At 68.0% G+C, this 12,766-nt stretch carries 13 protein-coding genes; 6 read left to right on the top strand and 7 right to left on the bottom strand.

The features are described 5' to 3' along the window. Positions 1-418: 418 nt before the first annotated feature. Positions 419-1,432 carry a DUF262 domain-containing protein gene (locus AB0D66_RS20485; RefSeq protein ID WP_362305140.1) on the bottom strand — a complete coding sequence of 338 codons (1,014 nt, stop codon included), beginning with the start codon at positions 1,430-1,432 and terminating at the stop codon, positions 419-421. Then, the gene (locus AB0D66_RS20480) at positions 1,429-2,043 is read right to left on the bottom strand and encodes a hypothetical protein (protein ID WP_362305137.1); all 615 of its coding nucleotides are present in this window, start codon (positions 2,041-2,043) and stop codon (positions 1,429-1,431) included. The genes AB0D66_RS20485 and AB0D66_RS20480 overlap by 4 nt, the downstream gene beginning before the upstream one ends. Positions 2,044-2,771: 728 nt before the next feature. On the opposite strand from AB0D66_RS20480, the gene AB0D66_RS20475 reads away from it, so the two are divergent. After that, on the top strand, positions 2,772-3,062 hold the full coding sequence (locus AB0D66_RS20475; protein WP_362305134.1) for a hypothetical protein: 291 nt from the start codon (positions 2,772-2,774) through the stop codon (positions 3,060-3,062). A gap of 463 nt (positions 3,063-3,525) precedes the next feature. Here the strand turns inward: AB0D66_RS20475 and AB0D66_RS20470 are convergent, their stop codons facing one another. Next, the gene (locus AB0D66_RS20470) at positions 3,526-4,119 is read right to left on the bottom strand and encodes a hypothetical protein (RefSeq protein ID WP_362305131.1); all 594 of its coding nucleotides are present in this window, start codon (positions 4,117-4,119) and stop codon (positions 3,526-3,528) included. Between the two features lie 185 nt (positions 4,120-4,304). Here AB0D66_RS20470 and AB0D66_RS20465 point away from each other — a divergent pair, with 185 nt between their 5' ends. From AB0D66_RS20465 to AB0D66_RS20450, 4 genes are all read left to right on the top strand, one after another. Continuing rightward, on the top strand, positions 4,305-5,369 hold the full coding sequence (locus AB0D66_RS20465; protein WP_362305128.1) for an HNH endonuclease: 1,065 nt from the start codon (positions 4,305-4,307) through the stop codon (positions 5,367-5,369). Between the two features lie 135 nt (positions 5,370-5,504). Further along, entirely contained in the window at positions 5,505-6,110 is a 606-nt protein-coding gene (locus AB0D66_RS20460; RefSeq protein WP_362305125.1) for a hypothetical protein, read from the top strand. 65 nt (positions 6,111-6,175) lie between these two features. Further along, positions 6,176-6,817, top strand: a complete 642-nt coding sequence (locus AB0D66_RS20455; protein WP_362305122.1) for a hypothetical protein — start codon at positions 6,176-6,178, stop codon at positions 6,815-6,817. 15 nt (positions 6,818-6,832) lie between these two features. Then, on the top strand, positions 6,833-7,057 hold the full coding sequence (locus AB0D66_RS20450) for a DUF2277 domain-containing protein (protein WP_362305119.1): 225 nt from the start codon (positions 6,833-6,835) through the stop codon (positions 7,055-7,057). 34 nt (positions 7,058-7,091) lie between these two features. Here the strand turns inward: AB0D66_RS20450 and AB0D66_RS20445 are convergent, their stop codons facing one another. From AB0D66_RS20445 to AB0D66_RS20430, 4 genes are all read right to left on the bottom strand, one after another. Then, positions 7,092-7,649: a hypothetical protein gene (locus AB0D66_RS20445; RefSeq protein WP_362305116.1), complete on the bottom strand. Its 558-nt coding sequence runs from the start codon at positions 7,647-7,649 to the stop codon at positions 7,092-7,094. A 250-nt stretch (positions 7,650-7,899) separates the two neighbouring features. After that, entirely contained in the window at positions 7,900-8,532 is a 633-nt protein-coding gene (locus AB0D66_RS20440; protein WP_362305113.1) for a VTT domain-containing protein, read from the bottom strand. Between the two features lie 210 nt (positions 8,533-8,742). After that, positions 8,743-10,398, bottom strand: coding sequence for an alkaline phosphatase D family protein (locus AB0D66_RS20435; RefSeq protein WP_362305110.1), 1,656 nt, complete (start codon positions 10,396-10,398; stop codon positions 8,743-8,745). A gap of 95 nt (positions 10,399-10,493) precedes the next feature. After that, the gene (locus AB0D66_RS20430) at positions 10,494-11,138 is read right to left on the bottom strand and encodes an HNH endonuclease family protein (RefSeq protein WP_362305399.1); all 645 of its coding nucleotides are present in this window, start codon (positions 11,136-11,138) and stop codon (positions 10,494-10,496) included. A 499-nt stretch (positions 11,139-11,637) separates the two neighbouring features. Here AB0D66_RS20430 and AB0D66_RS20425 point away from each other — a divergent pair, with 499 nt between their 5' ends. Beyond that, complete coding sequence (locus AB0D66_RS20425; protein ID WP_362305107.1) at positions 11,638-12,219, top strand: TMEM165/GDT1 family protein; 582 nt, start codon at positions 11,638-11,640, stop codon at positions 12,217-12,219. Positions 12,220-12,766 lie beyond the last annotated feature (547 nt).

The raw sequence follows: 12,766 nt of genomic DNA, 5'->3' as shown, positions 1-12,766 counted from the left end.
CGGGATCCCAAGGCCCGGCATCACCAGCCGCTCAAAGACATGCCTCCGGCGGGGGCGCTCCGGCTCCGGGATGACCGGGGCCAGCCGTGCGGGTGCGGGCCGGTTTGTGGTGGGGGTGGGGAGCTGTCATCCCGTCTGCCGTCGACCCAGGCAAGCCGTAGCAGACCAGGCTTCTGAGGCCCAGGTCGTTCGTCCAGTAGGGCGCTCCACCTGGGCCTCGGAAGCCTGCCCCGCTATCACTCCGTTTGGGTCGACGGCAGACGGGATGACAGCCAGGGCCCGCTGTGGCTGACGTCAGCCGCGTCATGCAGCAACCCGGGTCTACCGGTCCCGGGTGGTCCACCAGTGTCCACCGTCTGCTAGCACATGGGGCGAGCCAGTCGAACATGGGACGACTGAATCAAACCCCTAGCTGCATCTACTTGTTTGCGAAGAACGGCTTAGCGATCGCCCTAATGATCTCGCCGCGCCGAATTCTACGGGCGCGTTCATTACTGCCGGAAATCACGTCAACTCGATACTGCTCGGCGCTCTCTTTGTATTCCTCTGGTGGGGCCCCCGAGGAAATTCCGTCCACCTCGGCATAGAATGAGGCGAGAGCTACACCCAATCCGGAAGTGTCGTCACATTCCTTCGGCCCGAGCCCAACAATCTCGACAAGCAAGGTGAATAGGTCGTTCTTCTGCCAGATGCGACTCTTGCTGTCGACGCCAAGCTTCTCGATCAACTCGATTGCGGCAGAGATATCACCCACAACCTTTTCGGCTTCAGGAAATTCACTATTGTACTGCTCAAGATATTCTTCGTGCTCCGTGTCGCGGCTGAAATATCCGGAGATTAGCGTGATGATCAGCGTTAGGCACCACTTTATGTCGTTCATTCGACGAATGTCGGCCGCATTAAATACGCGGTGATCGTCGAAGAAGCTCCATTCGCTAACGTCCTGCGCTGCGCGTTTGAGTGCTCCGTCGAAGCGGGCGTTATTAACCTCCATGGCATTCAGGGAGTAATTTGTTGAGTTCATCCGATAGAAGACCTGGCGAACCCTTTCGTCGCTTAGCTCACCAAGATCCCTAACGACCACGTCATAGTTGAGGAAGTCAAGCTTTTCTTTGTCCTCAAGTTCCTCGTAGGGCGTCAGGGGACCAACAGGGAGTTCCGCGGACGCCGTAAAGTACTGATACAGCGTCGTAATTCTCTGCTGCCCGTCAACGACCTGTTGCGTTCCCATGCCAGTGGTGAGGTCGACGTGCCCATCGCAGAGGAAAATTTCCGGGAATGGGAGACCTTCTAGAACCGTCTTAATGAACTCCTGCTTGTTCTTGATTGTCCAGACTAGACGGCGCTGGAAATCAGGCTGCAGAATTAGGCCGCCTTGCCCTATTGCAGTAAGGAGCTGACGTACCTTCTTGTTCGTTGCGGTCGTCTTCACAGTCGATTGCCCTCCTGGCAGGCGGACACGGATCGAGCTTGGTAACTTTCGAGAGATTCCATTTCGCTCCAAACCGCAAAGGTCACCTTATAAGGGCCGGCTGCTCGAAGCTGCTGAAGGGTGCGCCCCAGTTCCCAAAGTTTCCGTTGGGTCGGAACGAGGGGCGATACCGGGAGGTCAGTCAAATGGATCGATCCCCAAAAATGTCGAACCTTGAACATGTCCTCAAGATTCTTCTTCCAGATGCCCTTTGAGTCTTTGAAGCTGCGAACTTCACGCCAAAGGTCCGTGTAAATCTTTGATGAAACCACGGCAATGTCAACATCCGAAGTATCGCTGAAAGGTCGGAATCGGGCCTGCGGTTTTATGCTAAACCCTAGCTTTGCGGATCCCACCGTGTATACATCGCGATTAGGGTGAATATCTAGCGAGTTGGCCACTATCTCGCGAAGTGCGGCGTGAGTGCCGCGGTCGATCGCCACGCACGGTCCGTGCGTAATGAATTCACGAACAATTCTCAGCGGGTCGTCATGCCGCTTTAGTCCTTCTTGGAAATCAGCAAGTGAACTCGCAATGGCATCGTCGAGCTCACTCTCGCCCGCAGTCTTCAAATGCCCCCCTCGGCAACGTATGACAACTGCTTAGCTAGTGAAGACGGCTCCGTCTCCACTCCGCAACGTTTTACTGACGGCCAAGGGACACGCTGGAGTTCGCGCAGTCTCGTGGGATAGAGGTTGGGGCGAGATCGTACGCGGTCGAGAGGCCCGAGGCCGACCCGAGTCTCTCATGAGACCGGCTGATGCATCCCAGTGGACATGCGATGTACTCCTGGCCCGCCAGTGGTTGAGGCAGAGGCGCAGGAGACTCAGCCCGAGCATCCCCGTCCGCTGTGCTTCCATCTGCGCAGGCTGCTGCTCCCTACGGGTCTGGCAAGCAAGTGTGGGCAGGCCAAGGATGACCGTACGTCAAGTGCGCGATCATCAAGGCTCTCAGTGTCAGCTACGCCAGGGCGGGAGAAGGCGGCCGAACCGAAGATCGGAAGCTCCTGAGGGCGAAGCGAGCTTGTGGCAGTCATCCGTTGACATCCGCAGCCGACATCAACGTGGGTGGACATGAGTGCCCCCGGGCAGTCGGGCAGGGGCGGCCGGCTCTGGGTGGTGTGGGTGGCCGGCGAGCGTGCAGAGCAGCTGTCGATGACCGTGCGGCACAGGTTCGTTGCTCGCGGCCCATTCGTGGACTGGCAAAGCGGGTAGCAGCGCATCCAGCCCCTTGACCAGCTAAAACACGTGAGGCGCACGGGGCCTCCGGAGCCGTGTGCGCTGGGCGGCATGATGGCTCCATGACCTCTGATTCCAGCAGGGCCCCCGTTGAGAGCACCCAACTTACGGCCGTGACCGATGGTGTCGCGCAAGTCTTCACTTGGGAGGCGGACGCGCGGATCGAGGTGCGGGGCCTCGGGGGAGAGGTCGTAATCGAAGCGAACGCCGCAGGTCTCAGGACGCTTGCTGGGCATCTGCTGGTGCTTGCCGCGGAGGGTGTTCCCGACGGGAGTCACCTGCACCTCGAAGACAGCAACAGGCTGGAGGGCGGTTCCCTCAGCCTGGTCCTGGAGCGGTGCGACGAGGAGTAAGGGCGGCCGGCAGTCGTAGTACAGCTGGGGGATGGAGCTGACATCAACGATGGCGCGGATAGCAGTAGCTATCTGCGTCTCTTCAGGAGACGACTGGCCGTGGAAACTCAGGGCAAGACGAGTGCCTGGGCGAGGTTACAAAGCAGATGTCGGCGGTTCGAAACCGTCCGCGCCCACCATCGCAAAGGCCCCCAACCGATCATGGTTGGGGGCCTTTCCGTGTCACATCGACGCCACCTGACTCTAGGGGTCGACGAATACTTGAGGGGCTTGCGAGTGTCAGCCAGGGCGCCGGCTTCGGATAAGCGTGCCGGGCCGTCTGGGGGCCGTGCGACAGGGTTCACGGGCGACCTGGGGCGACCGCCAGTGACCGGTCGGCTACGAGGTGTCCGGGATGCGCAGGTCGAGAGGCTCGCCCCCGACTGATCCGCACGGGTGGCGGTCAGCGCAAGTTGAGTGCCTCCTACTGTGACGGACAGTGAAGTTGCTCGTGGTAGTGCCAGACGAGGTAGCGGTCCTCGCGCCGCAGTTCGGCAGAGCCCCACTCGATGCGCATCACGCCCTGGGTCATTGAGCAGGCGTAGGCGACGAGGATGAGCTTGACGTCCTCTGACAACAAGGCGAGGTCGGGGTGGGCTTCTGATGCGACGAGTTCGTCGAGGCCGAGGTCGAAGGCTTGCTGCATGGGTTCGGGCCCGTGCCGGCGTATCAGGTCGGCTCGGAAGCCGGTGGCCCGTCGCAGTCGTGCCGCAGTGACCGGAACGTCCTTCTTGGCGTAGCGGAGCGGGTAGATCACGTGGTCGCCGAGGACCACGAGCGTTCGCCCCTGTAGCCGCACGGGGGCCGCTGAGGGAAGCGAGGCGAGCCCGGCGGCCAGCTCCTCGTACTGAGCGGCGTACAGGCCGTGTCCGTACGCCTCCAACGTCTGGGTCTGTACTCCCTCATGGCCGCTGCGGGCTCGGGCATGGGCTCGGGCCAAGCTGGCAGGAATCAAGTCGGCCAACTGGCCGGCGGCGTCGCCGAAGGTCTTCTCGGCCCACCCTGTCACGGTTCCCACGGCCTACCGCCCTTCCCCCTGATGGCATGTGAGTGCCGAGCAGTACAGCAGTCAATGGAACGGTGCAGCGTGAGGGCGAGCCCCGCAAGAGGACATCCGGCGTACGACGGGGCGCACGGTGCCGCGGAGTCAGACGTCGGGGTGCGTGGAGCGGCTTCTGCAGAGCTCGGACGTAGGCTGCCGCCATGCGTATGGGAGCGATCACACAGGGATCCGTACTCAAGGCCATAGCGGAGTACGACCAATTGGGGCGGGATGGCTTCCTGGCGAAGTACGGCTTCGCAGCGGCCCTTTCGTACGTCGTGGTGCATGAGGGGAGGGAGTACGACTCCAAGGCCATCGCCGGAGTGGCGCACCAGTGGGATCACGGCCGCCCGCTCGAACCTGCCGAATTCAGCGGGGGCAAGGATCACGCTGCGGCGTGGCTGAAGCGGGCAGGCTTCCAGATCAAGGCCGTCAAGAACCCCGACTGGGCGCGAGACGAGATCATCCTCGCCTGTCAGCTCGTGAGGGAGAACGGCTGGAAGGGGCTGGACGCTCAAGACGCCAGGGTGGTGGAGCTGTCAGCTCTGCTTCAGTTGCTCCCCATCCATGCCGAGACGGAGCGCAACGAAAAGTTCCGGAACTCCAACGGGGTGGCGCGTAAGACGTTCGACATCGCCACGCGGCATCCGTCCTACCAGGGCAAGCCCACCAAGGGCGGCGCTCTCGATGTCGCGGTGCTGAAGGAGTTCCTGGCTCGGCCGGAGGAGATGGCCGAGGTTGCGGAGCTCATCCGCCATGGCATCGCCACGGGGGAGCTCCAGACTCTTCCGCTGACCGGCGATGAGGACTTCGACGACGACTACAGCGCCCCCGAAGGCCGGCTCCTCATGCGTCGGCACCAGGCTCGCGAGCGCAACAAGAGCCTGCGCAAAAGGAAGATCGCTTCCGTGCTGCAGCGCGGCGGGCAGCTGGCGTGCGAGGCGTGCGGGTTCGACTTCGAGGCGGTCTACGGTGACCGCGGCGCCGGGTACATCGAGTGCCATCACGTCCTTCCGCTCCACGTAGCGGGGGAGGGACGGACCAAGCTCGGCGATCTCGCCCTCATATGCGCCAACTGCCACCGCATGATCCATCGACGCGCGCCATGGCCGACTCCCGAGGAGCTGCGATCCTCCATAGAGCGAAAGCATGCAGATGACAGGCGTGCAGCGGAGGTTTTGGGTCGACCCCGCAGGGCGGCTGACCAGCAGATGCCCAACCCGTGATCTGACATCGACAGCTGACATCACCGCGGTGTTGTCGGACGAGCGGCGGTGCTCGCCTATGGTTGCGAGTTGATCATCAGGCGTGAGTAGCGAGGGGGCGCGAACGTGCGCGGATTGAAGGGTGCGGTGGGGGCCGTGGGGATGGTTCTGCTGCTGGCGGGGTGCGGTGGTGGTGCGTCGGCGCCGGAGTCGGAGCTGCTCGGCAAGGACACCGGGATCCGGTACGACAAGTCCCGGGTGCCGACGGTTAAGGACATGGCCTGCGACCGCAAGCGCGGGACGATCCGGTACGGGCTCAACGTCCACACGGACGAATCCCTGCCCGCGTACAAGGGGGAGAACGGCTCCGAGGACTACGTCTGCCACGGGCCGGAGCGGATCAGCCTTGCCGTCGAAGGGCGGACCGTGGCGGTGCCGCACATCGCGGCCGAGTACGACCTCTACGGGGCCGTTCCGGACCCGCTCAAGAGCGTCAAGAGCGCGTACAGCGAATCCTTGGCGGCGGAGGACGACCGCACCCTGGTCGGCGAGGCGGAGACGGTCACCACCCAGACGGCCGCGATCAGCTGCCAGAAGAACGTCTGGAAGACCTTTCCCATGACCACCTGCCTGTGGGCGAACCACGGCGCGGTCGGCGCGGTCGACTTCTTCCCGCCCGCGGGCCGGCACCCCGAGATCGCGGAAGCGGTCGCCCGTACCAAGGAACTCATCGCGACCGGCCTGGTCGAAGCCCCGCGCTGACCGCCAGGACGGCGGTCAGCCGCGATGGGGTTACCAGGACGCCCGGGCCGTGGGAACCTCGGCAGATGGGGCAGTGGCTCGCGTGGGGCGGGGTGGTCGCGGCGGTCGCCGCGGCCTCGGCGGTGCTGGTGATACTGGAGCGGGCGGCCAGTGCGGGTTTCGAGCGGAAACGGGCCGAGGAGAGGGCCAGGCTGCTCGCGCACGTCGCCGAACCGGGGGTCATCACGCCGCGGCATCCGAAGTTCGATGACGTCGGGGGGATCCAGCACCCACCGGCCGGGCAACTGGGAGACCGGCGCGATGAGTTCACGCCGATCCTCGTGGAGTACTACGCCTACGGACTGACCCAGGCCCGCAGCAGCTTCGCCACCAGCCAGCGGTTCGCCGGCGTCGGCGCGACCATACTCCTCGCCGGCGTCGCCCTGGCCGTATGGAAGGCCGAGAGCGGCGGAGAGCTGTACCTCGGGGTCGTGACCAGCTCGGTCGGACTGGTCACCACCCTGGTCGGGCAGCTCTTCCACCGGCGGGCCGACATCGCGCTCAAGCACATGGCCGCCCAGACCGCCTCGCTGCGCGACGACCGGCGGGCCGCCGAGACCACGCAGCAGGCCATCGGACTGCTGGACGAGGTCGCCGACCCGGAACTCCGCAGCCGACTCCAAGCCGGACTGATCATGAAGTTGTCCGGGGCCGAGCTGCCCCGGTAGCGGGATAGTAGGAGTATGTGCCGCTCCATTAAGACCCTGCGCCCGCCCGCCATCCCCGAGAAGGCCACCGAGGAGGAGATCCGCGCCGCCGCGCTGCAGTACGTACGCAAGGTGTCCGGCTTCCGCGCTCCCGCCGCGCACAACCGCGAGGTGTTCGACGCGGCCGTCGAAGCCATCGCCGAGGCCACCGCCGAGCTCCTCGACGGCATGCACGTAAGGGGCCAGGCCGCCCCCGCATGACAGGGGCGGGGGCCGTACTCGACCACGTGCGCGGTCAGGCGGCCGCGCGGCGCCGCAGGATCCACACCCCGGCGCCGAGCGCACCCGCGACGAGGGCGCCGCCGACGGCGATCTGACCCGGGCTCATCGAGTCGATGCTGCCGCCCGTGCCGCCGCGCGCGGCGCCCGGGGTGACGTTCAGGGACACGGTGACGCGCTCACCGCCCGGGGCGCACTCGAAGGTGACGCGGTGGGTGCCCGTGCCGGCGTTGCGGTGGACGGTGGCGCTGCCGAACAGGTTCGTGGCCTCCAGGTTCCCGGGGGTCAGGCGTACCTCGCCGAACGCGCTGGAGGTGGCCCGGCCGACCTTGGTGCCGCAGCCCTCGAGGTTCAGGGCCACCCGGCCGCCCGGGGCGACGCTGGTGGGGGAGACGGTGGCGGTGGGGGCGGCGTACGCGGGCGTGGCGCACGTGGCGGCCGCGATGGCCAGGGTCGCGGCCGCGGCGGCCAGCACACGGCGCGGCGCGGGCCCGGCGCCCGGCCGGGTGGAGGGCACGGCGACCCGGGGGGCGGACTGCTCGGCAAGCGGTGTGGCAGGCGGTTTGGCGGGCATGGAGAGAACTCCTCGGCTCCTCGAAACGGCGCGGCCACGGCACGGATGTGACGCGGGTTCGATTGCGCACCGTGATGTGACGCTAGGAGCCCAGCCCGGGGGCGGCGATCGGGGCCGGGTGAACGGGTGAGCCACTGCTCCGCCCGGGGGAGCCGCCGGCACCGGGACCTCCGCGCGGGTACGCCTGGCAGCTCAGCCGGACGCCGTGCCGGACCTACGCTGCCGTAGCTGCCGTGGCGTCCTGTCGGACCTACGCCGCCGGAGCCGCCGTCGGCGTGGCCGGGCGTCGGACGAGGAAGGCCGCCAGCGCGCCCGCGGCGAACAGGGCCACGATGGAGACCGCCGTACCCAGCCACTGCGTGCCGAGCCACTGGGTGCCGAAATAGCCCAGGGCCACGCTGTAGCCCGCCCAGGCCATGCCCGCCAGCATCGACCAGGGCAGGAACTCCTTCACCTTGCGGTGCGTCTTGCCCGCGCCCAGCGACACCACCGAGCGCCCGGCCGGGGCGAAGCGGGCGATCACCACCAGGGCGCCGCCGCCCCGGGCCAGAGCCGTACCGAGGCGCTCATGGGCACGCGTCAGCCGGCGCGAACGGGCGATGGCCCGGTCCAGCCGGGCACCACCGCGCCGGCCCAGCCGGTACGCGGCCATGTCACCCAGCACCGAGGCGGTCGTGGCGATCACGAGCAGGGCCAGGATGTCCGGCACCCGCTCGGGCACGGCCACCGGCCCCGCCGCCCCGGCGGCCGCGGCCGCCGCCGCAGCGGTGATCACCAGAACCCCGCTCGGCAGCACCGGAAGGAACACGTCGAGCACGACGGACACCGCCACCACGGCGTAGATCCATGGGCTCGCGGTCAGCGACCCCAGAGTCTCAAACAAGGCGGGACTCCCCAGTCCGGTTGACGTGCAGCGGCATAAAAGCGCCGCGACGTCGCGGGGGAGCGGCAGGAGCGGCTTGACAGCCATACAGCGTACGCCCGGCGTTCGCACACCGGATGCCCGGGGCGCCCCCGCACCCCCCGACGCGTCAGACCCCGATGTCACACCGAATGCCACACCCGACGCAAGACCCGAGGCCAAGCCCGCACCCTACTCCGCCCCGGCCAGCTCCCGGTCCAGCACCGTCTCCAGCCGGGCACCGCCCCGCCCCCAGCCCTTGCGCGCCTGGTCCAACCGCAGCCGCGCCGTCCGCCCCGCCAGCGCCAGCGTCATCAGCTGGTTCCCGAACCACGGCCCGCCCGTACGCCGCCAGCTGACCGGCGGCCGCCCCGTCCGCCCGTGCCGCGAGAAGCCGCGCCCCAGCCACCGCCCCATCCGCGACCAGCCCAGCCGGAAGCCCAGCTTCACCGCCGTGTGGATGGAGTTGTGCACCGGAGAGCACGTCAGCTGGAACACCCGCGCCGTACTCGGTATGACGGGCTCGGCCACATACGCGTGGTGCACGTCCCCCGACAGCACGCACACCGTCGCGGGCGCCCGCGGCCCCGTCCCCACCTCCTCGATCAGATCGGTCAGCGCCTCGAAGGAGGCCGGGAACGCCGCCCAGTGCTCCAGATCGCTGCGCCGGCGCAGGTTCTCACCGATCCGCGCCCACCTCGGCCCGCGCTCCCCGCGGCACAGCGCGGCATTCCACGTCTCCGCGTCGTGGATCAGCGGCGGCATCAGCCACGGCAGCGAGGACCCGATCAGCAGATGGTCGTACCCTCCGTGCCCCGCGAGCGCGTTGTCCCGCAGCCACCCCTGCTCCGCCGGATCGAGCATCGCCCGGCCGTCCTCGGCCAGCACCCGGGCGCCCCGGGTGTCCACCATCAGCAGCCGCGTCCGGCCGAAGTCGCGCCGGTAGCTCCAGCGCACCGACGCCGGGTCGACATCGGCCGCGGACGCGAAGGAGCGCAGCAGGTCCGTGCCGTCAGGGAGCTGCCGCACCGCCCCGTACAGCCCGTCGGCCTCCAGCTCGGCGGGGGAGAGGTTCCCCAGGTGCTGGTACACCCAGTACGACATCAGCCCGCTGATCACCCGCTCCTGCCACCATGGCGTCGCCCGCATCTCCGCCAGCCACGCCGCGGACGTGTTCCAGTCGTCGATGACGTCGTGGTCGTCGAATATGTGCAGGCTCGGCACCGTCGACAGCAGCCAGCGGATCTCCGGGTCCAGCCAGGACTCGTAGTAGAGCCGGGTGTACTCCTCGTAGTCCGCGACCTGGGCGCCGGGCGGATCACGCAGGTCCCGCCGGGCCGAGAGCCACTGCCGGGTCTCCTGGGACAGCGCGTCCGCGTACACCTGGTCCCCGAGCAGCAGCAGCACGTCCGGGCGCACCGCCTCCGGGTCGGCGGCCAGCCGTGCCGCGAGGGTGTCGAGGGCGTCCGCCCCGTGCGGCCCGCGCCGCCCGGCGGGCGGCGCGGCCTGCCGGCAGGAGCCGAAGGTGATGCGCAGCCCCGGATCGCCCCCCGCCACGGCCGGACTGGTGATCGTGCTCGGCGGGAAGCCGCTGTCCGCCGGCGGCCATACGAGGACCCCGTCGAGCAGCACCTCATACGCCGTCGCGGTCCCCGGGGTCAGCCCGGTCACCGGTACCAGCGCGTAGTGGTGCCCGGCGATCTGGAACGTGCGCCCGCTGCCGCCGGCCCCGTCGGCACACCGCACCTCGGCCGTGCACGGGCGGTCCGCCTCGACCCATATGGTGGCGGAGCCGCCCGTCTCCCAGTCGACGTGGCGCAGCAGCGGCCCCAGACGCAGTCCGGCCATGTAACTCCCCCTCCTCGGCAACCCCTTTGATCACGGTACGACGCGGAGGGGGAGCCCCGCCTCCCCCTGGCGGGGGAAATGGCCGGCCGCCCGGATCAGCAGCCGCTGAGGACGTTCACGAGGGTGTTCTTCTCCGCGGAGTCCATGCTCAGAGCCCAGTACTGCTTCACGTGCACCCACATCCGCGCGTACGTACAGCGGTACGCGGTGCGCGAGGGCAGCCACTCGGCGGGGTCGAGGTCGCCCTTGCCCTGGTTCACGTTGTCGGTGACCGCGATGAGCTGCGGCCGGGTGAGGTCGTTGGCGAACTGCTGGCGTTTGGCGGTGGTCCAGGAACTGGCGCCCGAGCGCCAGGCCTCGGAGAGCGCCACGACGTGGTCGATGTCGAGGTCGGAGGCGGCGGTCCAAGTGGCGCCGTCGTACTCGGAGTACCAGCTTCCGCTCACGGCGGCGCAGGAGGAGTCCTGGACGACGTTGACGCCGTCCCGCTTCAGGACGGTCTCGCGGGTGTTGCAGCTGCCGGAGACGGTGCTCCAGTGCGGGAAGAGGTCCCGGCTGTAGCCGCTGCTGGACCCCTCCGCCCGCGGCGTGACCGTGGCCAGGTACGAGCGGGCGGCCGAGGCGCTGATGGGGGCGGGCGGGGCGGCCTGGGCGGCGGGTGCGTTGACGAGGGAGGTGAGCGAAGCGAGGGCGACGGCTGATGCGAACACGCCAATTCGACGCGCGTAGACGGTGGATATGAGTGCCATGAGGGGCTCCCAGGGTGCGGGGGGTGTGGCCGTTCGGCCCCGGCGGGGCGCGGCCATGGTTGCGGCGCCAGGTTTCGCGGGGATGGGCGCCGGGTGACAGCCTGGCGACATGAGCACGTCAGATCAAGCCACGCAACAACCCTCACTCAAGCGGAAGTTGAGATTCCGGTGGCGTGGCGCGCCCGCACCTGCGTAGAGCGGGACCAAGGGCCTATACCGGACACCCGCCGACGTCGCGTACCCTGGACCCAGCAGAAGGGGAGTAGCTCTTCGCCGGACCGTCGACACACTGCTGGGTCACCCAGCCGGCGCCCGGAGGCAGGCCGCATCACAGCGGCAGGCCAGCGAGACCTTCGGCCGCAGTGTCCTGTCCACGCGCATGCACGCATACGCGAACCAGGGCGCCGCCGAGCCGAAGCGACCCCTGAAACACACTCCAGGTCTCTCGGTACCGATGGCGCCCTGCCCTACCGATCGAGGTCCCACCCCCGTGTTCAGCTTCACCGTCACGGCCATCGCCTTCGGCGTCGTCTTCCTCGCCGAACTCCCCGACAAGACGGCCCTCGCCGGCCTGATGCTCGGCACCCGCTACCGCGCCTCGTACGTCTTCGCGGGCGTCGCCGCCGCCTTCGCCGTACACGTCGCCCTCGCCATCGCCGCGGGAAGCGTGCTCACCCTGCTCCCGCACCGCCTCGTGCAGGCCGTCGTCGGCGTCCTCTTCCTCGCGGGCGCGGCCATGCTGCTGTGGAAGAAGGACGACGGCGAAGACGAGGTCAAGCCGCCCGCCGACCAGTCCTTCTGGAAGGTCTCCGGCGCCGGCTTCATGCTCATCCTGGTGGCCGAGTTCGGCGATCTCACCCAGATCATGACCGCCAACCTCGCCGCCCGGTACGACAACCCGGTCTCCGTCGGCATCGGCGCCGTACTCGCCCTGTGGGCGGTCGCGGCCATCGGCATCCTGGGCGGCCGCACCCTGATGAAGTACGTCCCCCTGCGCCTGATCAGCAAGGTCGCGGCAGCGGTCATGGCAGCCCTGGCGGCGTTCTCCCTGTACGAGGCCATCGCAGGCTGATGCGCGAGAGGCGGGGCGGGACCATCGGTGCCCGCCCCCTGGCCCCGCCCCGCGGCCGCAGTGCTTGGCGGCCCGCGTCTCACCACCCGCCACGGAAACCACAAACAGGCCGCGCCGGGAGCGGAACACCAGGCGCGGCCGACAAGACCACCCACGCGACCCTCTGGGGCAGCCTGTTCCCAGCCCACACCGGCCGGATCGCCGCCAGATCACCTCAACTCACCGGCGATCGTCGACGGCGGCCGCTCCCAGCCCCAGACGGCCGCAGGACGCCAGTGAATGAGCAGCGCGTAGCGATCTGACGCGTCCCCGCCCCTGAGGGCCATCTCGCCGCTGCTCGGTGCGGTTTGGGCGGCCCGCCCCCCAGATCGCTTCCGTGTGGGCCTGGGCGGGGGTCCGTCGGCCCGCCGTCGGCTAGGTGCCGGTCCCTGATGCCCATAGGTCGGTCTCTGGAACCAGTGGACCGTTCTTTTGGGGGCTTCCCGTCAGTCCTTGTCTTTCCGGGACGGGACGGCCTGTCAAGGGTGGCCGAAGGCCATCGCGAAGC

The organism is Streptomyces sp. NPDC048270 (assembly GCF_040652335.1).
Lineage (GTDB): Bacteria > Actinomycetota > Actinomycetes > Streptomycetales > Streptomycetaceae > Streptomyces.
This window is presented reverse-complemented; position numbering and strand designations above follow the sequence as displayed.

Coding starts and splice junctions, on each gene's coding strand:
- AB0D66_RS20475 (WP_362305134.1), top strand. CDS start 2,772: ATGACCTCTGATTCCAGCAGGGCCCCCGTTGAGAGCACCCAACTTACG.
- AB0D66_RS20465 (WP_362305128.1), top strand. CDS start 4,305: ATGCGTATGGGAGCGATCACACAGGGATCCGTACTCAAGGCCATAGCG.
- AB0D66_RS20455 (WP_362305122.1), top strand. CDS start 6,176: ATGGGGCAGTGGCTCGCGTGGGGCGGGGTGGTCGCGGCGGTCGCCGCG.
- AB0D66_RS20450 (WP_362305119.1), top strand. CDS start 6,833: ATGTGCCGCTCCATTAAGACCCTGCGCCCGCCCGCCATCCCCGAGAAG.
- AB0D66_RS20445 (WP_362305116.1), bottom strand. CDS start 7,649: ATGCCCGCCAAACCGCCTGCCACACCGCTTGCCGAGCAGTCCGCCCCC.
- AB0D66_RS20435 (WP_362305110.1), bottom strand. CDS start 10,398: ATGGCCGGACTGCGTCTGGGGCCGCTGCTGCGCCACGTCGACTGGGAG.